Source organism: Streptomyces sp. NPDC043867, assembly GCF_056435845.1.
On the sequence record NZ_JBWKDS010000004.1, the window covers coordinates 182,471 to 204,888 of the forward strand.

The 22,418-nt window shown below is 72.8% G+C and carries 16 protein-coding genes and 1 pseudogene; 8 read left to right on the forward strand and 9 right to left on the reverse strand.

Annotated features, from left to right (window positions below; genetic code table 11):
* Positions 1–225 precede the first annotated feature (225 nt).
* Together AC069T_RS05895 and AC069T_RS05900 are read left to right on the forward strand one after the other, a co-directional pair.
* Positions 226–1,083, forward strand: a complete 858-nt coding sequence (locus tag AC069T_RS05895; RefSeq protein ID WP_478781541.1) for a helix-turn-helix domain-containing protein — start codon at positions 226–228, stop codon at positions 1,081–1,083.
* Between the two features lie 272 nt (positions 1,084–1,355).
* Entirely contained in the window at positions 1,356–1,565 is a 210-nt protein-coding gene (locus AC069T_RS05900; protein WP_478781542.1) for a DUF397 domain-containing protein, read from the forward strand.
* Between the two features lie 167 nt (positions 1,566–1,732).
* On the opposite strand, the gene AC069T_RS05905 is transcribed toward AC069T_RS05900, so the two are convergent.
* Positions 1,733–2,572 carry a hypothetical protein gene (locus tag AC069T_RS05905; protein ID WP_478781543.1) on the reverse strand — a complete coding sequence of 280 codons (840 nt, stop codon included), beginning with the start codon at positions 2,570–2,572 and terminating at the stop codon, positions 1,733–1,735.
* Positions 2,573–2,676: 104 nt separating this feature from the next.
* On the opposite strand from AC069T_RS05905, the gene AC069T_RS05910 reads away from it, so the two are divergent.
* Positions 2,677–3,462, forward strand: a complete 786-nt coding sequence (locus AC069T_RS05910) for an SDR family oxidoreductase (RefSeq protein WP_478781544.1) — start codon at positions 2,677–2,679, stop codon at positions 3,460–3,462.
* Positions 3,463–3,829: 367 nt separating this feature from the next.
* Positions 3,830–5,407, forward strand: coding sequence for a sodium:solute symporter family protein (locus tag AC069T_RS05915; RefSeq protein WP_478781545.1), 1,578 nt, complete (start codon positions 3,830–3,832; stop codon positions 5,405–5,407).
* Between the two features lie 32 nt (positions 5,408–5,439).
* Here the strand turns inward: AC069T_RS05915 and AC069T_RS05920 are convergent, their stop codons facing one another.
* Positions 5,440–6,555 (reverse strand): ADP-ribosylglycohydrolase family protein, encoded by a 1,116-nt coding sequence (locus AC069T_RS05920; RefSeq protein WP_478781546.1) that lies wholly within the window; start codon positions 6,553–6,555, stop codon positions 5,440–5,442.
* 154 nt (positions 6,556–6,709) lie between these two features.
* On the opposite strand from AC069T_RS05920, the gene AC069T_RS05925 reads away from it, so the two are divergent.
* The gene (locus AC069T_RS05925; RefSeq protein WP_478781547.1) at positions 6,710–8,116 is read left to right on the forward strand and encodes an FG-GAP-like repeat-containing protein; all 1,407 of its coding nucleotides are present in this window, start codon (positions 6,710–6,712) and stop codon (positions 8,114–8,116) included.
* A gap of 6 nt (positions 8,117–8,122) precedes the next feature.
* On the opposite strand, the gene AC069T_RS05930 is transcribed toward AC069T_RS05925, so the two are convergent.
* A complete protein-coding gene (locus tag AC069T_RS05930) occupies positions 8,123–9,991 on the reverse strand; it encodes a tetratricopeptide repeat protein (protein ID WP_478781548.1) in 1,869 nt (622 codons plus the stop codon).
* 752 nt (positions 9,992–10,743) lie between these two features.
* On the opposite strand from AC069T_RS05930, the gene AC069T_RS05935 reads away from it, so the two are divergent.
* Positions 10,744–11,277, forward strand: a complete 534-nt coding sequence (locus AC069T_RS05935) for a DUF2165 domain-containing protein (RefSeq protein ID WP_478781549.1) — start codon at positions 10,744–10,746, stop codon at positions 11,275–11,277.
* Between the two features lie 142 nt (positions 11,278–11,419).
* On the opposite strand, the gene AC069T_RS05940 is transcribed toward AC069T_RS05935, so the two are convergent.
* The gene (locus AC069T_RS05940; RefSeq protein WP_478781550.1) at positions 11,420–14,014 is read right to left on the reverse strand and encodes a bifunctional FO biosynthesis protein CofGH; all 2,595 of its coding nucleotides are present in this window, start codon (positions 14,012–14,014) and stop codon (positions 11,420–11,422) included.
* A gap of 261 nt (positions 14,015–14,275) precedes the next feature.
* Between AC069T_RS05940 and AC069T_RS05945 the strand changes: the two genes are divergently transcribed.
* On the forward strand, positions 14,276–15,784 hold the full coding sequence (locus tag AC069T_RS05945) for a CehA/McbA family metallohydrolase (protein WP_478781551.1): 1,509 nt from the start codon (positions 14,276–14,278) through the stop codon (positions 15,782–15,784).
* A gap of 47 nt (positions 15,785–15,831) precedes the next feature.
* Here AC069T_RS05945 and AC069T_RS05950 read toward each other — a convergent pair whose 3' ends face one another.
* Positions 15,832–16,548, reverse strand: a complete 717-nt coding sequence (locus AC069T_RS05950) for a TetR/AcrR family transcriptional regulator (protein ID WP_478781552.1) — start codon at positions 16,546–16,548, stop codon at positions 15,832–15,834.
* Between the two features lie 38 nt (positions 16,549–16,586).
* Positions 16,587–17,345, reverse strand: a pseudogene (locus tag AC069T_RS05955) (SDR family oxidoreductase).
* 159 nt (positions 17,346–17,504) lie between these two features.
* On the opposite strand from AC069T_RS05955, the gene AC069T_RS05960 reads away from it, so the two are divergent.
* Complete coding sequence (locus AC069T_RS05960; RefSeq protein WP_478781553.1) at positions 17,505–17,900, forward strand: nitroreductase/quinone reductase family protein; 396 nt, start codon at positions 17,505–17,507, stop codon at positions 17,898–17,900.
* Positions 17,901–17,933: 33 nt separating this feature from the next.
* Here AC069T_RS05960 and AC069T_RS05965 read toward each other — a convergent pair whose 3' ends face one another.
* Genes AC069T_RS05965 through AC069T_RS05975 form a run of 3 tightly spaced genes read right to left on the reverse strand, consistent with a single transcriptional unit; the run spans position 17,934 to position 22,303 of the window.
* Complete coding sequence (locus AC069T_RS05965; protein WP_478781554.1) at positions 17,934–19,385, reverse strand: aldehyde dehydrogenase family protein; 1,452 nt, start codon at positions 19,383–19,385, stop codon at positions 17,934–17,936.
* A 37-nt stretch (positions 19,386–19,422) separates the two neighbouring features.
* A complete protein-coding gene (locus AC069T_RS05970) occupies positions 19,423–21,153 on the reverse strand; it encodes an N-acyl-D-amino-acid deacylase family protein (protein ID WP_478781648.1) in 1,731 nt (576 codons plus the stop codon).
* A gap of 31 nt (positions 21,154–21,184) precedes the next feature.
* Positions 21,185–22,303 carry an LLM class flavin-dependent oxidoreductase gene (locus tag AC069T_RS05975; RefSeq protein WP_478781555.1) on the reverse strand — a complete coding sequence of 373 codons (1,119 nt, stop codon included), beginning with the start codon at positions 22,301–22,303 and terminating at the stop codon, positions 21,185–21,187.
* Positions 22,304–22,418: the final 115 nt, after the last annotated feature.

The window sequence follows — 22,418 nt, forward strand, 5'->3', positions numbered from 1 at the left end:
GCGGTGGTCCGATCGTCCACTTGCGCCTCCCCCCCCCCCCCCCCCCCCCCCCCCCCCCCCCCCCCCCCCCCCCCCCCCCCCCGCGGCCGCATGTACGGTCGAAGCCCGAACTGTCGTGTACGCAGCGCATATCCGTTGTTTCCCAGCGGTATCAAGCACCTTGGTGGCAGTCTGCTCAGCAGCAGATACGCAAAGTAGAGGCACGCAGCCGGAGGTGCACGTCCCGTGGCGTCCAATGTCAATCCCACCGTCCGGCGCCGCCGACTGGGCCAGGAGCTGCGACGGCTCCGTGAGCTCAAGGGCATGACCGCGGAGGAGGTCGCCGAGCGGCTGCTGGTCTCGCAGTCGAAGATCAGCCGGCTGGAGAACGGGCGGCGCAGCATCAGCCAGCGTGATGTCCGCGACCTGTGCGGGGTCTACGAGGTCGAGGACCACCGGATCGTCGACTCGCTGATGCAGATGGCCAAGGACTCGCGCCAGCAGGGCTGGTGGCACTCGTTCGGTGACATCCCGTACAGCGTCTACATCGGTCTGGAGACCGACGCCGCCTCGCTGCGGGTCTACGATCCGCAGGTCGTCCCCGGGCTGCTCCAGACCCGGCCGTACGCAGAGGCCCTGATCGCCGGCGCCCTGCCGGAGACGGCCCCGGGCGACATCGACAAGCGCGTCCAGGTGCGCCTGCGCAGGCAGGAACGAATCTCCGCCCCGGACAACCCGCTGCGCCTGTGGACGGTGCTCGACGAGGCGGCGCTGCGCCGCACCGTCGGCAACCGCTCCCTGATGCGGGACCAGTTGGAGCACCTGGTCGAGCAGTCCCAGCTGCCGCACGTCACCGTGCAGGTGATCCCCTTCGACATGGGCGCGCATCCCGGGCTCAACGGGCAGTACGCGATCCTGGAGTTCCCGGACGCGGCGGACTCGAGCGTCGTCTACATCGAGGGCGTCACGAGCGACCTGTACCTGGAGAAGGCGAACGACGTCCAGAAGTACAGCGTGATGTACGAGCATCTGCGGGCGCAGGCACTGAACGTGGAGCAGTCCCGTCAGTTCATCGCGGACATCGCGAAGGAGTACGCGCGCTGAGCCGCACGCCGGGGTCCCGGACGGATGCGCAGGCGCTCCGAAACGGGCCTCCCGAGGCGAAGGCGCGGACACTACACCTTCGCTGGACCGGGATGGAAGACCCACCTGGAATATGCCATCCAGTCGAGTGAATAGTCGCTTCGCCCACCGGTGCGGGCGAGTAGCGTCGATCACGCCATCGAGCAACAACGGTGGCGCAATCCGAACCGCGGGCTCCGGAAGGAACCCGCTGCGCGGTGACAGCAACTCAACGACTGGCTACCGGAGCAAAAATGGCAATCCAGCAAGGCGCCACGGACACCTGGACGAAGTCCTCGTACTCCACCGGCAACGGCGCGTGCGTCGAGGTCAAGTCCCCTCTTCTCGCGGCGATGGCCGTCCGGGACTCCAAGGTCCCCGAGGGTCCCACGCTGGCGTTCCCCGCACGCTCGTGGAACACCTTCGTGGCCGAGGTCGGCCGGGGAGCCTTCGACCTCGCCTGACCTGATGCACCGATCCACCGATCCATCCCACCCACAACCGCACCGACCAACCGCATACGCACCACAGACAGAGCCCTCTCGTCCGGCCCGCCGTCCTGGCCGAGGGGGCTCGGCCCTTGCCTCGGCCCCTGCCTCGGTCCTTCTTCCCTCGGCAGCCGGCCGCCCGGTCACCTGAGCCGGTCCACGTAGGTGTCCGTGCCGGGCACCGTCGGGACGAAGGGGGCGACCAGTTCCACGCGGCCGAGGCCCGAGGCCGCCACCGCCTCGTCCAGGCCCGTGAACCATGCCTGCCAGCACTCCCGCGGGTCCGCCTCCAGGAACCACAGCAGGGTCAGCCGGGTGCCGACGCCCTCGACCTGCTTGACGTAGGTCATCCGGTCGCCGGGCAGGGGGGTCGGCGAGAAGACGGTGACCAGGGCGGACGGGGAGCCGGCCAGCCGGCCGGGGAGATGACGGGAGCGCAGCCACTCCAGCAGCTCGGCGCGCCCCTCGGTGGAGTCGGCGTCGACGACCTCCAGGACCAGGCCCGCGTACGGGTGGTCCAGGGCGTGGAAGTCGCGGGGACCGGCCGCGCCGTCGCGGTAGACGGTGCTCTCGTGGTCCTGGAACGCGGTGAAGACGTGCGTGCGCTCCCGGTGGACGCGGTGGTCGCGGTTCAGGCGCCTGTTGATGCCGACGGTCCACCGCATGTGATCGTCGTAGCGGCCCTCGGTGACCCAGTACGTGGAGAGGTAGCAGCCCGCGGTGACAGGGCGGGCGACGGCCGACTCCGCCGGGTAGCGCAGGAGTTGGAGATCGCGGGTGGCCACCCAGCGGCGGCCGGCGAACATCCACGGCATCGCCATCGCGCCCGCGTAGTAGTGGTCGTCCTCGTACCAGCGGTTGTACGCGTGCTCGTGGCCCGGGTGCGGCTCGACCATGGTGATCAGGGCGTGGCCCGGGTGCACTCCGTACGGGCCGAGGGCGGCCAGTTCCGCGTACACCTCGCTGCGGGTGTCCTCGCTCATGTCGCTCCCCTTCCGGTGCGGCTCCGCGCGGGGCTTCCCTCCTCCGGCGGCAGCCCATACTCTGACGCTCCGTCAGACAATGCGCCAGAGCCGGGAGGTCTCCGATGCCGCTGCTCGCGGGGAAGACCGTCGTCGTGTCGGGGGTCGGCCCCGGGCTCGGTCACCGGGTCGCGGCGGCCGTCGTGCGCGACGGCGGCAACGCGGTCCTCGGCGCGCGTACGGAGGCGAACCTCGCGAAGTCGGCCGCCGAAGTCGACCCGGGCGGCGCCCACTCGGCGTACCGGGCGACGGACATCACGGACGAGCGGCAGTGCGAGGCGCTGGCGGCGCTCGCCCGGGAGCGGTTCGGCGGGATCGATGCCGTCGTTCATGTCGCCGCCCGGGACAGCTACTTCGGCGGTCTGGAGGACGCCGACTTCGCCACCTGGCAGTCGGTCATCGACGTGAACCTGCTCGGCACGCTGCGGATGACCCGCGCCTGTCTGCCCGCCCTCAAGGAGGGCGGCGGCTCGGTCGTCGTCATCGGCACCCAGTCGTCGGCGGCCGCCCCCTCGCAGGTGCGGCAGGCGGCGTACGCGGCGTCGAAGGGCGCGCTGACCAGCGCGATGTACTCACTGGCCCGGGAACTCGGCCCGTACCGGATCCGGGTCAACACCGTGCTGCCGGGCTGGATGTGGGGCCCGCCCGTCGAGGCGTACGTCCGGTTCACTGCGCACACCGAGGGCGTGCCGGAGGCGGTCGTGCGCGAGCGGCTCACCGAACGGATGGCGCTGCCCGAGCTTGCCACGGACGGGGATGTGGCGGACGCCGTGGTGTTCCTGGCGTCCGACCGGGCGCGGGCGATCACCGGGCAGTCCCTGCTCGTGAACGCCGGCGAACTCATGCGCTAGTCGCGGCGGGTGCCTCCCTTCCCGGCCGCACGGGACCCGCATCCCGTACGCCTGTCTCCTTGTCGCTGGTCCGTCTGGCGAAGTGCCCGCTCATCGTGTGGTTCACGCCACGAGCACGACAACATCCCGACAGGTCAAGAGAAAGCAAAATCGTTCTGCTTTCTGATCTGTGTTCATATCCGTGATCGTGCGGGTCTTGACCGGCCGGTCGAACCGGCGGTTCAATCCCGGAAGTCCCCGCACCCGCACGGGGGCTCCGCCCTCCCCCGGGCTCTCGGCTCCGCCCGAGCAGGGGGGACCCCAGGCGTACTGGCGAAGTGCCTTCCGGTACCTGCAGATTCACAAGGCGGACCCCTGGAGGGGGCACATGAACGGTCTCGACTGGGCCGTCCTGGTCGCGTACTTCGGCGTGATGACCGCGATCGGCATCTGGTCCCACAAGCGCGTGGACGACGTCAGCGACTTCTTCACCGCGGGCGGCAAGATGCCGTGGTGGCTGTCCGGCATCTCGCACCACATGTCGGGCTACAGCGCGGTGATGTTCACCGGCTACGCCGGCATCGCGTACACCTACGGCATCACCTCGTACGTCACCTGGGCGCTGCCCATCGCCATCGGCATCGCGATCGGCGCCAAGGCCTTCGCGCCCCGGCTCAACCGGCTGCGGTCGCGACTGCACGTCGCCTCGCCACTGGAATACCTGAAGGACCGCTACAACCTGCCGACCCAGCAGGCGCTCGCCTGGTCCGGCATCCTGCTGAAGATCGTGGACGTCGGCGCCAAGTGGGCCGCCATCGCCACCCTGCTCAGCGTCTTCACCGGGGTCTCGCTCACCCAGGGCATCCTCATCACCGGCGGCATCACGGCCGTGTACTGCACCATCGGCGGGCTGTGGGCCGACGCGCTGACCGAACTCGGCCAGTTCGTCATCCAGTTGCTGGCCGGCGTCGCGATGCTGGTCATCGCGCTGAACAAGATCTCCGAGCAGGGCGGTCTGTCCAAGGCGCTGGACTCGCCGAAGCTGGACGGTCACGCGGACGGCTTCGCCGGCCCCTACCTCACGGTCTTCTTCATCGCGTACCTCTTCATCAAGCTGTTCGAGTACAACGGCGGCATGTGGAACCAGGCCCAGCGCTACATGGCGACGGGCAGCGCCAAGGAGGCCACGCGGTCCGCGTTCCTGTCCGCCACGCTGTGGTTCGTGTGGCCGCTCATCCTCTTCATCCCGATGTGGCTGTCCCCGCTCCTGGTGACGGCGAAGAAGCCCGACGGCTCCGACGCGTACGGGCTGATGACCGAACAGCTGCTGCCGCACGGCCTGCTCGGCCTGGTGGTCGTCGGGTTCTTCTCCCACACGATGGCCATGTGCTCCTCGGATGCGAACGCCATCGCCGCCGTGTTCACCCGCGACATCATGCCGGTGCTCTCGAAGGCCGCGCGGGCCTGGGACACCCGGGCCGGGCTGATCGCCGGACGCGTCACCACCGTCGCCTTCCTCGGCCTCTCCATGGCGGTGGCCACGCAGGTCAACTCCCCCACCTTCAAGGACATCATCACCGTCGTCATCAAGTGGGTGGCGGGGCTCATGGGACCGATCGCGATCCCGTTCATCCTCGGCCTGCTCCGGCCGTTCCGTAAGTCCGGTCCGACGGCGGCGCTCACCAGCTGGGCCTGCGGTCTGGTGGCGTTCTTCCTGATGAACTACCACCTGGACTTCGCGCAGCGCACGGACGTGAAGCTGGAGTACCAGGTCTCGGTGCCGATGGCGATCTCCCTGTTCCTGTACATCCTCATCGGCTTCCTGAAGCCCGAGGACACCCCGGAGCGCGACGCGATCATCGAGATCATCAACACGGACGACGACGGCTCCGGACCGACGGCGGCCACGCTCCCCGGCCCGGCCCGGGCGGCGGACGGGGTGGTGGGCACGCCCGTCAAGGACTGACCGGCGCCCGGCATGCCGCCGCCCCCAACCGGTCAGGCGCGCGGGTACCGGGCGAGCCAGCCCGGCGAGGATCCGGCGGGCCCGTGCAGTGCGGGCCCCTGGGTCATCTCCATGGCGAAGTCGTCCGCGAGGACGAGCATCGTGGGACGGCCCTCCAGCTCGGCCAGCCAGGCCGGCGGGAGGGCCGTCTCGCCGTGCAGGGCGCCGAGCAGTCCCCCGGTGAGGGCGCCCGCCGCACCCGAGGGCCCGCCGTGGTTCACCGCGAGGGACAGGCCGTGCCGTACGTCCTCGCCGACCAGCGCGCAGTACACGGCCGCCGCCAGCAGCCCCTCCGCCGTACCCTCCCCGGCCAGCTCCTCGACCCGGGCGGGCGTCGGCATCCCCTGCCGCACGGCGCCCAGGGCGTGCTGGAGCGCGTCCGTGACGGGCTGCTGCCCCGGGCGCGCGGCCAGCAGCGCCAACGCCCGCTGCACGGCACCGTCGAGGCTCTCCCCGCGCGCCAGCGCGTGCACCACCACCGCGTACGCCCCCGCCGACAGGTAGGCCAGCGGGTGCCCGTGCGTCTGCACCGCGCACTCCACGGCGAGCTGCATCACCAACTGCGGCTCCCAGCCGACCAGAAGCCCGAAGGGCGCCGACCGGGCGGCGGCCTCGGCGCCCAGCTCACCCGGGTTCTTGGGTGCGTCGAGCGTGCCCATGGTCTCGTCGCCGAGGCCGAGCAGACAGGCGCGGGCCGGAGCGCGCCGGGCGTACAGCCACTCCTCGCGGGCCAGCCAGCCGTCGTCCTCGCGGCGCTCGTCGGGCCCCCAGTCGCTCTGGGTCGCGGCCCAGCGGCGGTAGGCCCGGTGGAGGTCGGTGGGCGGGTGCCAGGCGCCGGTGTCCCGGCGCACCTGGGCGCGGATCAGCCCGTCGAAGGTGAAGAGCGTCAGCTGGGTGAGGTGGGAGACGGTGCCGCGTCCGCCCGGCCCGGTGGTGAGGTCGGTGAGACCGGCCGCGCCGTGCGCCTCCCGGATCTCCGCCAGGGTGAGCCCGTCGAGCGGGGCGCCCAGGGCGTCGCCCGCGGCGGCGCCCAGCAGCGTCCCGCGGACCCGGCTGCGGAAGTCCTGCTGCTCCCTGCGGCCCCAGACGGCACCGGATGTCGCACCCACCACGCCCTCCTCCGGTCCGCGTCGCTCAGCACTGTAATCGAACGGGAACGGTCGGTTCAGGGCCACGATCGGTCGCCTGCGCCACAACCGTTTGTGCCCCCCGCGGGTCCAGCTGAACGACCGACGTACCCGGCCCCAACTTTCGGAGACCTCCGTGCCTCATCCCAAGAGCCGTCGCGGCGCCGCCCGGTGCGCGGCGCTGGCCGCCCTGCTGGCGGCCCCCCTCGTCCTGACCGCGGGACCGGCCGCCGCGGCCGCGCCGAAGACCCCTGTCGTGGACTTCGACGGCGACGGCTTCGCCGACCTCGCGGTCAGCGCCCCCTACGCCACCGTGTCCGGCGTCCGCCAGGCCGGTTCGGTCTCCGTGGTGTACGGCTCCGCCGCGGGCGCCGACAGCGCGCACCCCCGGCTGATCACGCAGGCCGCCGACGGTGTGCCCGGCGATCTCATGGAGTACGGCACCTTCGGCATCAGCACCGCCGCGCGCGACTTCGACGGGGACGGCTACACCGACCTGGCCGTCGGCAGCTACTACGCCCCCATGGTGCTGTGGGGCTCCGCCCACGGCCTGAGCGGCGGCGCACCGCTCGCCGACGCCGCCTACCGGGTGGCGGCCGGTGACATCGACGGCGACGGCCACGCCGACCTCGTCGCGAACGGCAACGGCAATCTGGAGGTCCGCTTCGGTCCGTTCACCCGGGCGGGCGTCCCCGCCCGGACCGACACGCTCGTCATCGCGGACGAGTCCGGCCCGCAGCGGATGGCCGTGGGGGACATGGACGGCGACGGCAAGGACGACGTCGTCACCACCCACGGGTTCGAGGAGATGCAGTACCGGTCCCGCTTCTACAAGGGCACGCCGACCGGCCTCAGCACGACCTACAAGAGCACCGGCCACTACACGGTGGGCGGCGTCGTCGCCGACGTGGACCAGGACGGCTACGGCGACCTCGTGGCCCGCCAGGTCGGCCAGGTGTCGGAGACGAGCGAGTTCGACGCGGGCGCGGTCCGCGTCGTCTACGGCTCGGCGAACGGTCCCTCCACCCGTACCGCGAAGATCACCCAGAACACGGCGGGCGTGCCCGGCCGGGACGAGGCGGGCGACAACCGCCGTGACTTCGGCGACCAGTTCGGCTACGCGCTGGCCGCGGGTGACGTGACCGGCGACGGCTACCCGGACATCGCGGTCGGCGTCCCCGGCGAGGACGTGGGCTCCGTCCGCGAGGCGGGCGCGGTGGTCCTGCTGAAGGGCGGCGCGCACGGCCTCACCGGGTCCGGCGCCCAGGCGTTCCACCAGTCGACGGCCGGCGTCCCCGGCGCGTCCGAGACGAGCGACGGCTTCGGCCGTACGGTCCTGCTGGTGGACGTCAACGCCAACGACCGGGCCGACCTCGTCGCCGCCGCCCCCTTCGAGGACGGCACCTACAAGGACTCCGGCGCGGCCTGGGTGCTGCGCGGCTCGAAGACGGGGCTGACGACGACCCGCATCGCGTCCTTCGGCCCGGGTGCGCTGGGCGCCCCGGAGAAGGAGGCGTTCTTCGGGACGGAACTCGCCCACTGAGCCGGGTCACTCCCCGCCTTCGGCCTGCCGGGCGTGGACGGCCGCCCGCTGCTCCAGGGCCCACGCGTAGCCCGGCCTGAGCTCCAGGGCGCGGTTCAGGTCCGCGAGGGCGTCCGTGTGGCGGCCGAGGGCGCTCAGGCAGGCGCCGCGGCTCGCGTACGCCGACGCGTACGCGCCGTCCAGCGCGAGGGCCCTGTCGTAGTCGGCGAGAGCGTCCTCGTACCGGCCGGCGACGCGCAGGGCGTCGCCGCGCTCGCAGGCGCCCCACGCCCAGTCCGGCTGGAACCGCACCGCCCGGTCGAGGTCGGCGAGCTGCCGGGCGTGCTCGCCGCGGGCGCGCCACACGCGGGCCCGGCGGGCCAGCGCCCACCCGTACTCCGGGTTGAGTTCCAGCGCCCGGTCGAGGTCCGCGAGGGCCGCGTCGAGCTCGCCGCGGCTGAGCCGCGTGGCCCCCCTGGACGCCCAGGCGAAGGCCCGCGCAGGTTCCAGGGCGATCCCCCGGTCCAGGTCCCGGATCGCGGCGTCGTAGTCGCGCAGGATCCGCCGGTACTCCCCGCGCACGGAGAAGGCCCGGCCGTCGCCGGGGGCCAGCGCCACGGCGCGGTCCAGGTCGGCGAGGGCGCCCTCGTAGTCGGCCAGTTCACCCCGGCTCATCGCCCTGCCCCGGTAGGCGCGGGCCAGTTCCGGATCGAGGGCGAGGGCCCGGTCGTACTCCGCCAGCGCCCCGGCGTGGGCGCCCGCGCGTCGCAGGGCGGCGCCGCGGGCGGTCCGGGCGAGGGCCTGCCGGGGCGGGTCGAGCACGGCCCGGTTCAGCAGCAGGCCCAGCGCGGCGACGACGCCAATGTCCGCCGCCCCCGCGTCCGCGCCGCTGCCGGCGGGCGCACCGGTGCCGGCGGGCGCACCGGTGCCGGCGAGCGCCTCGGACAGCTCGCGTCCCCAGCGCGCCACGTCCACGGCGTCCGCGTCCTCGCCCGCGTCGATGAGGACCCGCGCCCACCGCCCGGCCACGGCCTCGCCCAGGTCGCACGCGAGGACCGCGTCCGCCAGCACCTCGGGCAGCGCGACCCGCGGGCGGGCGCACAGCAGGTGGTAGGACTCCGCGAGGCGCAGCTCCCGCCACTGCGCGTCGGCCCACGGCCGTTCGGCGTCCGGGCCCGTCTCCGTCTCGCCGCGCCACTGTGCGAACGTCCGCGCCAGGCGGGTGTGCCGCTCGGTCCAGCCGCGCGGCGAACGGTGCCGCTGGAGGCGCAGCATCGGTGCCCGTACGACGTCGTGGTACTGCACCCGGTCCCCGCGGTCACCGACGAAGGGCAGCTCCCGCAGCCAGGCGAACAGCGCGTCGGCCTCCTCGTCCGCACACTGCGCGGCCACCTGGAACACGTCCGCGTCCAGCCGCCGGGGCAGCGCGCAGGCCAGCACCACGGCCCGGCGCAGGGGGTCCTGCTCCCACTTCAGGAAGCGGTCCACGGCGGTGCCGCTGGGGTCGCCCACCTCGTCCGGTGCGGCGGGCCGGTGTGCGGCCAGGGTGGAGACGAGCACCGGCAGCCCGCCCGTCAGCCGCAGCACCTGCCGCACGACCGGTTCGTCGACGACGTCCCGGCGGGCGAGCAGCAGGCGCGCCTCGGTCTCGGTGAAGGGCCCGAGCGGTACGTCCGTGACGGAGTCCGCGAACCCGGCCCAGCGTGCGGTGTCCAGGGGACGCTGGCCGGCGGTGACGACCACGACGTTGTCCGGGAGGGCCGCGCCGTGGCGGTCCGTGCCCAGCACGTCGTGCAGCCAGCCGTCGAGGAAGGTCCAGGTGCGCTCGTAGGTGTCGAAGAACAGGACGATCCAGGGGACCTTGGCGGCGATCCCGGCCAGCTCGTCCAGCAGCACGGGGGTGAGGACCTCCTCGGGGGCGAGGAACCAGCCGCAGGTCCTCCTGGTTGCGCATGCGGGTACCGACCGAGGCCCGCAACCGGTCGGCGCCCTGGGCGAGCTGCACCGGGTCGACGGCTCCGGCGAGGGCGCCGACGCCCGGGACCAGTCCGAGGCCGACGAGGGAGGCGCGGGCCGCCGCGAGCGTCACCTGCGACGGCGGGGGCGGGGCGTCCGGCCGCGGCGGGTACGGTCCCTGCGGTGTGTCGGGACCCTGCGGTCCGAGGGCCGCGGCGACCGCCGTCTCCGCCTCGTGGCGCCGCTCGCGGTAGGCGGCCAGCAGCCGGTCGAGGTCCTTCGTCCGGTGCCCCTGGCGGGCGAACCGGACGCTGATCGCCGCCATCGCCTCCGGCACACTGCCCACGGCCTCGTCGGCGTACACGGTCAGCGCCCCGCACTCCCGCGCGATCTGCTCCCACTCCCGCACCAGGCAGGTCTTGCCGACGCCCGCGTCGCCGTGCACGTGGAACAGGAACGTGTGCCGCTCGTCCTGCGGCGACCGTGCGAAGTTCGCCCGGAACAGCGCCCGTTCGGCATCCCGTCCGACGAAGGCGCGCCGCCTGCGCTCGTTGATCACCTGCTGCGTCGACGACCGTGCCCCCGTCATGTGCCGTTCCCTCCGCTCGTCCGCCGGTCGGACGGCTCCAGTCTGGCCCAACGCGCCGGAAAACACCTGGGAGTCACCCCGCCCCCGACGGCATGGTTGAACCATGGCCGCCTCACGCCCCTCTCGCGCCCCCTCGCCCCTCTCCCTCGCCGCGACCCTCCTCACCGCGACGGTCGCGCTCTACATGGCGCTCGTCGCCTTCGGGAACATCACCGACTTCGGTACCAACCAGCAGTTCGTGCGGCATGTCCTCGCGATGGACACGACGTTCGAGGACGACGACCTGATGTGGCGGGCGATCACCTCGCACGCCTGGCAGGACGCCGCGTACGTGGGTGTCATCGTCTGGGAGACCCTCGCCGCTCTCGTCCTGCTGGCCGGCACCTTTCTGTGGATACGCGGCGGCCACGCCCTCGCCCGGCGCGTCTCCACCTACGGTCTGCTGATGGTGCTGCTCCTGTTCGGCGCCGGGTTCATCGGCGTCGGCGGCGAGTGGTTCGCCATGTGGCAGTCGAAGACGTGGAACGGGCTCGACGCCGCGACCCGTGTCGTCACGCTCGCGGGCATCGTGCTCGTCGTGATCCATCTGCCGTTCGGCGGGGCTGCGGAGCCTTCGGCGCCTTCTGACAGGGTCTAGGGCCTGTCGTTTGGATCACGCCGGCGTCGCGGTCGGTCAGGACGAACCGTCGGTCACAGCCAGCCTGATCCAAACGACAGGCCCTAGGAGACCCCCTGCCGCCGGGCGGCCCGTCACTCCAGTACCGCCCGCCCGGGGGCTGTCACTCCAGTACCGGCAGCAGCTTCGGCAGGTGCCCGTCCGATGCCATGGCCACCCGCTGCCGCTCCTGCGGGACCTCGCCGTACAGCGTCGTGCGCGGCTTCGCCGGGCGGCCCGCCGCCTCGGCCACCGCGATCAGGTCCTTGACGGACTTGTAGGAGCCGTAACTCGATCCGGCCATCCGGGAGATGGTCTCCTCCATCAGGGTGCCGCCGACGTCGTTGGCGCCCGAGCGGAGCATCTCGGCGGCGCCTTCCGTGCCCAGCTTCACCCAGCTGGTCTGGATGTTGGGGATGTGGGGGTGCAGGAGCAGGCGGGCCATCGCGGTCACGGCGCGGTTGTCGCGGACGGTGGGGCCGGGCCGGGCGATGCCCGCCAGGTACACCGGCGCGTTGGTGTGGATGAACGGGAGTGTCACGAACTCCGTGAATCCGCCCGTCCGTTGCTGGATGCGGGACAGCGTGCGGAAGTGGCCGAGCCAGTGCCGGGGCTGGTCCACATGGCCGTACATCATCGTGGAGGACGAGCGGATGCCGAGCTCGTGGGCGGTGGTGACGACGTCGATCCAGGTCGCCGTGGGCAGCTTGCCCTTGGTCAGGATCCAGCGGACCTCGTCGTCGAGGATCTCCGCGGCGGTGCCCGGGATGGAGTCGAGCCCCGCCTCCCTGGCCGCCGTCAGCCACTCGCGGACGGACAGGCCGGTGCGGGTGGCGCCGTTCACCACCTCCATCGGGGAGAAGGCGTGGACGTGCATGCCCGGGACGCGCTCCTTCACCGCCCTGGCGATGTCGAAGTAGGCAGTGCCGGGCAGGTCGGGATGGATGCCGCCCTGCATGCAGACCTCCACGGCGCCCACCTCCCAGGCCTGCTGGGCGCGGTCGGCGACCTGGTCGAGCGAGAGCGTGTACGCGTCGGCGTCCGTGCGGCGCTGGGCGAAGGCGCAGAAGCGGCAGCCGGTGTAGCAGACGTTGGTGAAGTTGATGTTCCGCGTGACGATGTACGTGACGTCGTCACCGACCGCCGACCTGCGGACGTCGTCCGCGATCCGGCAGAGCGCGTCCAGCGCGGGGCCGTCCGCGTGCAGCAGGGCGAGGGCCTCGTCGTCGGTGAGCCTCGTCGGGTCGTCGGCGGCCGTCGCGAGGGCCTGGCGCACGTCGGTGTCGATGCGGGACGGCACCATCCCGGGCGCAGCCGCCTCCCGCAGTTCCGCCCAGTCGCCGTACACGAGGTCGAAGTCCTCGCGCCGGTCGCCGGTGCGCCCCTCGGTGTCGATGGTGTGGTGCAGGTCGGTGCGGCCCGTCGCCGTGAACGCCTCGTCGGGCTCCTGCCACGGATGCCCCTCGACGACCGCGTCCGCACGGGCGAGGCCCGTCTCCGGGTCCGCCAGCGCCCGTACGTGCGGCAGCAGCCGCGGGTCCAGCCACGGTTCGCCGCGCCGCACGAACTCCGGGTACACGCACAGCCGTTCGCGGAGCTCGAAGCCCGCCGCCGCGGACTGCTCGGCGAGCGCGTCGATCTGCGGCCACGGCCGCTCGGGGTTGACGTGGTCGATCGTGAGCGGTGAGACCCCGCCCCAGTCGTCGATGCCGGCGCCGATCAGCCGCCCGTACTCGGCGTCCACCAGGTTGGGCGGCGCCTGGAGGCAGGCGGAGGGTCCCATGATGTGCCGGGCGACCGCGACCGTGGCGATCAGCTCGTCCAGCTCCGCGTCCGGCATCCCGCGCATCGCGGTGTCCGGCTTGGCGCGGAAGTTCTGGATGATCAGCTCCTGGATGCCGTGGTAGGCGCGGGAGACGCGGCGCAGCGCGAACAGCGAGTCGGCCCGCTCCTCGTACGTCTCACCGATCCCGATGAGCAGCCCGCTGGTGAAGGGGACCGAGGAGCGGCCCGCGTCCTCCAGGACCCGCAGCCGGACGGCGGGTTCCTTGTCGGGCGATCCGTGGTGGGGGCCGCCGGGCTCGCTCCACAGCCGGGTGGCGGTGGTCTCCAGCATCATCCCCATGGACGGGGCGACCGGCTTCAGCCGCTGGAAGTCGGTCCACGACAGCACGCCCGGGTTGAGGTGCGGCAGCAGGCCCGTCTCCTCCAGGATGCGGACGGAGACGGCCCGTACGTAGGCGATCGTGTCGTCGTAGCCGTGCGCGTCCAGCCACTCGCGGGCCTCGGGCCAGCGGTCCTCGGGCTTGTCACCGAGGGTGATCAGGGCTTCCTTGCAGCCGAGTTCGGCGCCCCGGCGGGCGATGTCCAGCACCTCGTCCGGGGACATGAACATGCCGTGCCCGGCCCGGCGCAGCCTGCCCGGCACGGTGACGAACGTGCAGTAGTGGCACTTGTCGCGGCACAGCCGGGTCAGCGGGACGAAGACGCTCTTGGAGTACGTGATGACGCCCGGGCGGCCCGCCGCGGCGAGCCCGGCGTCCCGCACACGGGCGGCGGACGCGGCCAGGTCGTCCAGGTCCGCGCCGCGGGCCCGGAGCAGGACGGCCGCCTCGGTGACGTCGAGCGCGACGCCGTCACGCGCGCGTCTGAGCGCGCGCCGCATGGAGTTCGCGGTCGGCCCGGTTCCGGAGGCCTCGGAAGTCGCGGAAGTCGTCATCCGTCGAGCATACGATCGGCGTGATCAGCGGAAACCGGTACTGTCCGATTCGTGCCGCCGGGCCGGGTTCCACCGGATGCCGCGGTCCGGGACGGGGCACCGTACGCGCGTCGCCGGCCGCCGCGGGTCCGGAGCCGGTCACCGTGCGCCTGCCGTCGGCTCGATGGCCGCGTATCCCCTTCCCTTGCACCGGAGTTCACGGGTGAATAGCAGGGTGGTTCGCGCCACCCCCGTCCCTCATCACACCCCGGGAGCAGCAGCATGTGCGACGACGACCACGGCATCGGCAGACGCGCGCTGTTCGTGACGGGAGCCGCCGCCGCGCTCACGCTGGGAAGTGTGGAGTTCCCGAGCGGCGCCCACGCGGCGGACGGTCAGGAGACCAGGACCGTGCGGGGCACCCTGCCCACCGGCTCACCCGACTTCGTGTATCTGCCGGTCGATGTCCCCTCGGGTGTACGGGAGTTCAGGGTCGCGTACACCTACGAGAAGCCGTCGGTGCCGGCCGGCACTCCCGGCAACGCTCTGGACATCGGGCTGTTCGACGAGCGCGGCACCGAGCTGGGCGGCGAGGGCTTCCGCGGCTGGTCGGGCGGCGCCCGCCCGGAGTTCTTCGTCCGGGCGGACGACGCGACACCGGGCTACCTTCCGGGGCCGGTCCGCGCGGGCACCTGGCACATCGCCCTCGGCCCGTACACGGTGGCGCCGCAGGGCCTGCGCTACGAGGTCACCGTCACGCTCACCTACGGCGAGCCGGGCGCCGCGGTGAAACCGGTGTACCCGCCCGCCCGTGCCAGGGGGCGCGGCAGGGCCTGGTACCGCGGCGACTGCCACCTGCACTCCTGGTACTCGGACGGCCGCCGCACCCCGGCGGAGATCGGCGCGCTCGCGCGTGCCGCGGGTTTGGACTTCATCAACTCCTCCGACCACAACACCCATGCCGCACACCCCCACTGGGCGGATGTGGCGGGCGACGACCTGCTGATCATGCTCGGTGAGGAGGTGACGACCCGCAACGGTCACGTGGTGGCGCTCGGCACCGACCCGGGCACCTTCGTCGACTGGCGCTACCGGGCCCGCGACAACCGCTTCGGCAGGTACGCCCGGCGGATCCGGCGGGCCGGCGGCCTGGTGGTGCCCGCCCACCCGCACGCGACGTGCATCGGCTGCGGCTGGAAGTTCGGCTTCGGCGAGGCGGACGCGATCGAGGTGTGGAACGGCCCCTGCACGCCGGACGACGAGATCGCGCTGGCCGACTGGGACGCGATGCTGGTCGCCTCCGTGCGGGCGGGCGACGCCTGGATCCCCGCGATGGGCAACAGCGACGCCCACCGCGACCCCGACCAGGTCGGCCTGCCCCAGACCGTCGTCCTCGCCGACGACCTGACCCGCGAGGCGATCCAGGACGGCATCCGCGCCGGCCGCTGCTACGTCGCCGAGTCCCGGGCGGTGTCGCTCGCGTTCACGGCGACCGGCCGGAGGGGTGAGCACGCCGGGATCGGCGAGCGGCTGCGGGTGGACCGGGACGCCCCGGTGACCGTCCGGCTGGAGGTGACGGGCGCCGCGGGCTGCACGGTCCGCCTCGTCACCGACCAGGGCGTGCTGCTCACCTCGGCCGTGCCGGACTCCGGTTCCGGCACCACCGAGTGGCGCACGACGCCGGCCCACGCGGCCTACGTACGGGCCGAGGTCCGGCACGCCCCGACGGCACCCGGCCTGCCGGGAGCCCTGGCCGCGTTCACCAATCCGGTGTTCCTGGGGCGGCGGTGAGGGGCGGGGCCGGCGGCGCGGGTCCCCGGCGGGCGCGGGCAGGGGGGTCAGGCCTGCGGGTCGTCGGCCAGGCGGGTCAGCCATTCGGTGAGGAGGGCGCCCTCGGCCTGGGTGAGGGACGGGCTCGGGGAGCGGCGCAGGACGGCGGCCAGCCGGGCCGCCGAGGACGGGACTGCGGCACTGGTCGCGCCGGGGTCGTCCGCGGGGGCGCCGGCCATGGCCTCGGGTGTGAAGACGGCCGCGTGCACGGCGTCCCGGACGCGCCGGGAGATGCCCGGGTCGTCGAAGGTCGCCGGCCGGGACACCAGCATCAGGGAGACCCCGACGTTGGCGGACATGATCATCTGGGCGGCCAGTTCCGGGGAGAGCCGCAGCTTGCCCTGTTCGGCGGCCCGGCGCAGGTCCGAGGTGAGGATCCGGTGGGACTCCAGGGCGGCGGCCGGGGGCGTGCGCATCGCCGGGGAGTTCATCAGCCGGTAGAGGCTGGGGTTGCGCAGCGCGAAGCCGGTGTGGGTGTCCCAGCCGTCGCGCAGGTCCTCGACGGGGTCCGTGGCCGGGGTGCGCTCGCGTTTGGTCGCCAGGTACCGGCCGAAGCCGTGGTCGACGACGGCGGAGAGCAGTCCCTCCTTGTCCCCGAAGTGCCGGTAGAGCGCGGGCGCCCCGACGCCGGCCGCCTCGCACACGGCCCGGGTGGAGACGTCCCCGTCCGGGGACTCGGCGACGAGGGCGGCCGCCACTTCGAGAATGCGCGCTCTGGTACTCACGGGAGCGACGCTACCCGCCCCGTAGCAGGGCCCGGCGCTCAGACGATGCCGCCGTTGGCGCGCAGCACCTGGCCGTTGACCCAGCGTCCGGCGCCCGCGAGGAAGGCGACGGCCTCGGCGATGTCCCCCGGGCTGCCGAGGCGCTCCAGCGGTGCCTGGGCGGCCATCCGCGCGACGGTCTCCTCGTCCTTGCCGTCCAGGAACAGCGCGGTGGCGGTGGGTCCGGGGGCCACCGCGTTGACGGTGATGTCCCGCCCGCGCAGCTCGCGGGCCAGGATCAGGGTCATGGCCTCGACGGCGCCCTTGGTGGCGGCGTACGCGGCGTAGCCGGGGAGGGCGAGGCCCACCACCGAGCTGGAGAAGTTGATGAGGGCGCCGCCCGCGCGCAGCCGTCACGCGGCCTGCTGGTCGACGACGAACGTGCCGCGGATGTTGGTGCGGTGCATCCGGTCCAGGGCGTCGAGGCCGGTGTCGACGAGCGGGGCGAGGGTCATGACGCCTGCCGCGTGGACGACCACGTCGATGCCGCCGAAGGCGGCTTCGACGGCGTCGAAGAGGGCCGCCACCTCGGTCTCCTCGGCCACGTCGGCGCGGAAGGCGAAGGCCCGGCCGCCCCTGCCGGTGATGGCGGCGACGGCCTTGTCGGCCTCGGCCTTGTTGCCGGCGTAGTTCACGACGACGGCGTATCCGTCGGCGGCCAGGCGCTCGGCGGTCTCCCGGCCGATCCCGCGCGAGCCGCCGGTGACGATCGCGACGCGGGTGCCGGTGGCCGTGGCGGTGGTGGGCTGCTCGCTCATGGCGCGCTCCTCGTCTCGGTGGGGCAGCGGTGCTGACGCCCCGATAAAAGCAACGCTAACACTGTGTGGGTAACGATGCTACCCGTGTTCGTAGCGACGCTACGGGCGGCACGGGGAGTACCTTCAGCCGCAAGGAGCCGGGGACGGGAGAGGCGCGGGATGTCGCGGTACGACGAGGTCAAATTCCGGGCGGTCACGGCCTTCCAGCGGCGGGTCGCCAACCCCCTGCTGCGGCGGCTGCCGTTCCAGACGCTGCTGGAGACCACCGGACGGACCTCGGGCCTGCCACGCCGGACACCGGTCGGCGGGCGCAGGACCGGGCGGACGTTCTGGCTCGTCTCCGAGTACGGGGAGAAGTCGCAGTACGTACGGAACATCCGGGCGGACCCGCGGGTCAGAGTCCGGGTCCACGGCCGCTGGCACCACGGCGTCGCCCGTCCGATGCCGGCGGACGACGCCCGGGCGCGGCTGAGGACCCTGCCGCGCCTGAACAGCACCGCGGTCCGCGCCCTCGGCACGCGTCTGCTGACGGTACGCGTCGACCTGACCGACTGAGCCCGGTCCCGGCGCTCGCCAGGACCCGGCCTCTCACCCCGCCCAGACGATCGACTGCACCTCGCTGTACGCGTGCAGCGCGTACGACCCGACGTCCCGTCCCACCCCGCTCTTCTTGAAGCCGCCGAACGGCGCCTCCATGTTGCGGCCCACGGTGTTGACGCCGACCCCGCCCGCCCGCAGCCTGTGGGCCACCCGGAAGGCCCGGGCCACGTCGCCCGACCAGACGTAGTCGATCAGGCCGTAGTCGCTGTCGTTGGCCAGCCCGACCCCCTCGTCCTCGTCGTCGAAGGGCACCACCACGACCACCGGCCCGAAGATCTCCTCGCGGACCACCCGCATGCCGGGGGTGCAGTCGGTGAGCAGGGTCGGGGCGACGTAGAACCCGCGTGCGTGCGGCGGCCGGCGGCCCCCCGTGACGACCCGCGCCCCCTCCTCGCGCCCCAGTTCCACGTACGACTCGACCCGGTCCCGGTGGGCCGCCGAGATCACCGGCCCGACCACCGTGCCGGACTCGCGCGGATCGCCGATCCTCAACTGCTCGGCGTACGCGGCCAGTCGCTCGACCAGCCGGTCGTGCACGGACCGCTGCACCAGCACCCGGGTCGGCGCCGTGCAGATCTGCCCGCTGTAGAACGAGAACGTCGTGCCGATCCCGGCCACCGCCGACTCCAGGTCCGCGTCGTCGAAGACGACCGCCGCCCCTTTGCCGCCCAGCTCCATCAGCTGCCGTTTCATCCCGCGCCCGCACACCTCGGCGATGCGCTGCCCGACGGCGGTGGAACCGGTGAAACTCACCATGTCCACATCGGGCGAGTCCACGGCCGCCTGCCCGACCTCCGCCCGCGAGCCGCCGACCACGTTCACCACGCCCGGCGGCACGCCCGCCGCCTCCAGCGCCTCGGCCATCCGGTACACGGACAGCGGGTCCTGCGGAGCCGGCTTCACGACCACCGTGTTGCCCATGGCCAGGGCGGGGGCGACCTTGCCCGCGGCGTTCGCCCAGGGGTTGTTGTACGACGTGACGCAGCTGACCACGCCGACGGGCCGGCGCACGGCCAGCGCCCCCAGCACCGCCGCAGGACCGAACGGCCCGGCCTCGTTGACCTGCGGCAACAGCGGCTGCTCCACCGGCTCCACGCGCGCGTACCGCTGGAAACGGGCCGCGGCGACCCCCACCTGCATGGCGCGCGCCGTGCCCGTCGTGGCGCCGCTCTCCGCCCGGGCGAGGTCGGCGTAGGGGACGAGACCGCGCCGGATCAGACCTGCGGCCCGGCCGAGGACGGCGGCCCGCTCCTCGGCGGGCGTGCGGGACCAGGCGCCGAAGGCGTCCCGGGCGGCGGCCGTCGCCGCGTACACCTGGTCCCGCGACGCCTCCGGGGCCAGCCCGACGACGCCCTCGGTCGCCGGGTCGGTCACCTCGTAGAAGCCGTCGTCGGGCGGGACCCACGAGCCCCCGACGAACAGCCGCTGCCCCTCGCTCACCCGGCCCCCTCGGGGCGGGGCCGTGGCCCGCGGGCGCTCACCGGGTGCCCACCGTCCGGGTGTCCCGCCCGGAGCGCAGCACCTTGCCCGGTACGGCACCGGTCACCACGTCGTCGCGGATCGACTCGACTCCGTTGACCCACACGGCCGTGATCCCGATCGCCTTCGAGTCGAGCCGGGGGCCGTCTCCCGGGAGGTCGTGCACCAGCGTGGCCTTGCCGGCGTCGATCCGCGCCGGGTCGAAGAGCACGAGGTCGGCGTGGAAGCCCTCCTCGATCCGGCCGCGCCCGCGCAGTCCGAAGAGCCGCGCCGGGTCGTCCGTGAGCATCCGCACCGCCTGCTCCAGCCCCACCAGCTTGCGTCCGCGCAGACAGTCCCCGAGGAAGCGGGTGGTGTACGGCGCTCCGCACATGCGGTCCAGATGGGCGCCCGCGTCGGAGCCGCCGAGCAGGACGTCCGGGTGCTGCCAGGTCTTCGCCCGCAGCGCCCAGGAGTCCGGGTCGTTGTCGCTCGGCATCGGCCACAGCACCGTGCGCAGGTCGTCGCGGGCGCAGATCTCGACGAGGCACTCGAAGGGTTCCTGGCCGCGTTCGGCCGCGACGTCCCGCACGACCCGGCCGGTGAGGCCCTCGTTCGCGGGGCTGTAGGTGTCCCCGATGACGTACCGCCCGAAGTGGGCGAGCCTGCGGAAGACGCCGGCCTCCCTGCTGTCCGCCCGCCGCAGCAGCTCCGCCCGGACCCCCGGGTCGCGCAGCCGCGCGATGCGCTCCGGCACGGGCAGGCCGAGGACCTCGCCCCAGCCGGGGATCAGGTTCAGGGCGCAGAAGGTGCCGAGCGACATGTTCATGGGGGTGAGGATCGGCATGGTCAGCGCGACGATCCGGCCGCCGGCCCGGCGCGCGCGTTCGCTCGCCTCCAGCTGGCGGGGGACGCGCTCGGGCACGGCGGCGTCGATCGTCAGGACGTTCCAGTTCAGGGGCCGTCCCGCCGCCGCGCTCATCCCCACGAGCAGGTCGATCTCGTCGTCGCCGAACTGGTCGAGGCAGCCGGCCACGATCGCCTCGATCTGGGTGCCCTCGTGGTCCGCCACCGCCCGGGCCAGCGCGAGGAGTTCGGCGGGCCGGGCGTGGCGTGAGGCGACCGGCTTCCCGTCGCCGTCCGAGTGCGTGGACGACTGGGTGGTCGACAGGCCCCAGGCCCCCGCCTCCATCGCCTCGTGGAAGAGGGTGAGCATCCGGGCCAGCTGCTCCGGGGTCGGCTGCCCGCCCACCGCGTCCGGGCCCATGACGTACCGGCGCAGCGCGCAGTGTCCGACCATGAAGCCCGCGTTGACGGCGATCCGCCCCTCCAGGGCGTCCAGGTACTCGCCGAAGGAGTGCCAGTTCCAGGGTGCGCCCTCCTCCAGGGCGACCAGGGACATGCCCTCGACCTTGGACATCATGCGCCGGGTGTAGTCGGCGTCCTCGGGGCGTTCCGGGTGGAGCGGGGCGAGCGTGAAGCCGCAGTTGCCGCCCGCGACGGTCGTCACCCCGTGGTTCAGGGACGGCGTCGCGTAGGGGTCCCAGAACAGCTGGGCGTCGTAGTGGGTGTGCGGGTCGACGAAGCCTGGGGCGAGGACGAGTCCGTGCGCGTCCTCGGCGGTCCTCGCCCCCTCGGTGATCCGTCCGACGGCGGCGATCCGGCCGTCGCGGACGCCGACGTCGGCGGTGTACGCGGGTGCGCCCGTCCCGTCCACGACGGTCGCGCCCCTGATCAGGTGGTCGAGCATGGCCACGCCCCTTCCTCGCGTCCGTGCCGTCTCACGCGGACCGGCGGAACCGGGTCGTGCGGTGCACCGGATCCGTGTCGATCTTCGGAATGACGTGCTCGCCGACCAGCCTGATCGTCTGGAGCGTCTCCTCGGAGGAGATGCCGATGGGCAGTCCGAAGGAGAGCTGGTCGGCGCCCGCCTGCTCCCACCGTTTGCACTGGGTCAGCACCTCGTCGGGGTCGCCGCAGATCAACAGCTCCTCGGCGATGAGGAGTTCGATGATCTCCTCGTTGAACTCGGGCAGCGTCTCGGGCCAGACGGGGAAGCCCTCGGGCCGCGGGAAGGTGTCGTGGTAGCGGAAGACGAGGGACTGGAGGTAGTGCAGCCCGCCACCGGCGGCGATGCGCACGGCCTCCTGGTGCGTGGGCGCGCAGACGGCGGTCGACGTCACCATCACGTTGTCGTTGACGAAGTCCCCTACGGGCCGCGCGTCGACGATCGCGGTCTTGTACTGCTCCAGCACCCACTCCATGTCGGAGACCTTCTGCACGCTGAAACCGAGCACGCCGAGGCCCTTGCGGGCGGCCATGGCGTACGAGGGCGGCGACCCGGCGGCGTACCACATGGCGGGGTGCGACTTCCCGTACGGCTTCGGCAGGATCTTGCGCGGCGGGAGCTGCCAGTGCTTGCCCCGGAACCCGGCGTACTCGTCCTGAAGCCACATCTTGGGGAACTCGGCGATGGTCTCCTCCCAGATCTCCTTGGTGTAGTTCATGTCGGTGACGCCGGGGATGAAGCCGAGGATCTCGTGCGAACCGGCGCCGCGGCCGGACCCGAACTCGAAGCGCCCCTCGGAGAGGTGGTCGAGCATGGCGACCTTCTCGGCGACCTTCACCGGGTGGTTGACCTGCGCGAGCGGGTTGAAGATCCCGGAGCCGAGGTGGATGCGCTCGGTGGCGTGGGCCAGGTAGCCAAGGAAGACGTCGTTGGCGGAGAGGTGCGAGTACTCCTCCAGGAAGTGGTGCTCGGACGCCCAGGCGTACTTGAAGCCGGACTTGTCCGCCTGGATGACGTACTCGGTCTCCTCCATCAGCGCCTTGTGCTCCGCGAGGGGGTCGGTCTCGGCGCGCTTGCCCACGTATCCCTGTACAAAGAGCCCGAATTCCAAGGCGGTTCACCGTCCCTGTCACTGAAGACGGTGTTTCTGACGCACCGTCAGATATGTTGAGTGCGACTGTTCCACCGGACACCTGGACCGTCAAGAGCTGACGGCGCGTCAGCCA

Bases quoted from the DNA above. Each gene is read 5' to 3' on its own strand.
- AC069T_RS05945 (WP_478781551.1), top strand. From the start codon at position 14,276: ATGTGCGACGACGACCACGGCATCGGCAGACGCGCGCTGTTCGTGACG.
- AC069T_RS05940 (WP_478781550.1), bottom strand. From the start codon at position 14,014: ATGACGACTTCCGCGACTTCCGAGGCCTCCGGAACCGGGCCGACCGCG.
- AC069T_RS05915 (WP_478781545.1), top strand. From the start codon at position 3,830: ATGAACGGTCTCGACTGGGCCGTCCTGGTCGCGTACTTCGGCGTGATG.
- AC069T_RS05970 (WP_478781648.1), bottom strand. From the start codon at position 21,153: ATGCTCGACCACCTGATCAGGGGCGCGACCGTCGTGGACGGGACGGGC.
- AC069T_RS05960 (WP_478781553.1), top strand. From the start codon at position 17,505: ATGTCGCGGTACGACGAGGTCAAATTCCGGGCGGTCACGGCCTTCCAG.
- AC069T_RS05905 (WP_478781543.1), bottom strand. From the start codon at position 2,572: ATGAGCGAGGACACCCGCAGCGAGGTGTACGCGGAACTGGCCGCCCTC.
- AC069T_RS05935 (WP_478781549.1), top strand. From the start codon at position 10,744: ATGGCCGCCTCACGCCCCTCTCGCGCCCCCTCGCCCCTCTCCCTCGCC.
- AC069T_RS05900 (WP_478781542.1), top strand. From the start codon at position 1,356: ATGGCAATCCAGCAAGGCGCCACGGACACCTGGACGAAGTCCTCGTAC.
- AC069T_RS05910 (WP_478781544.1), top strand. From the start codon at position 2,677: ATGCCGCTGCTCGCGGGGAAGACCGTCGTCGTGTCGGGGGTCGGCCCC.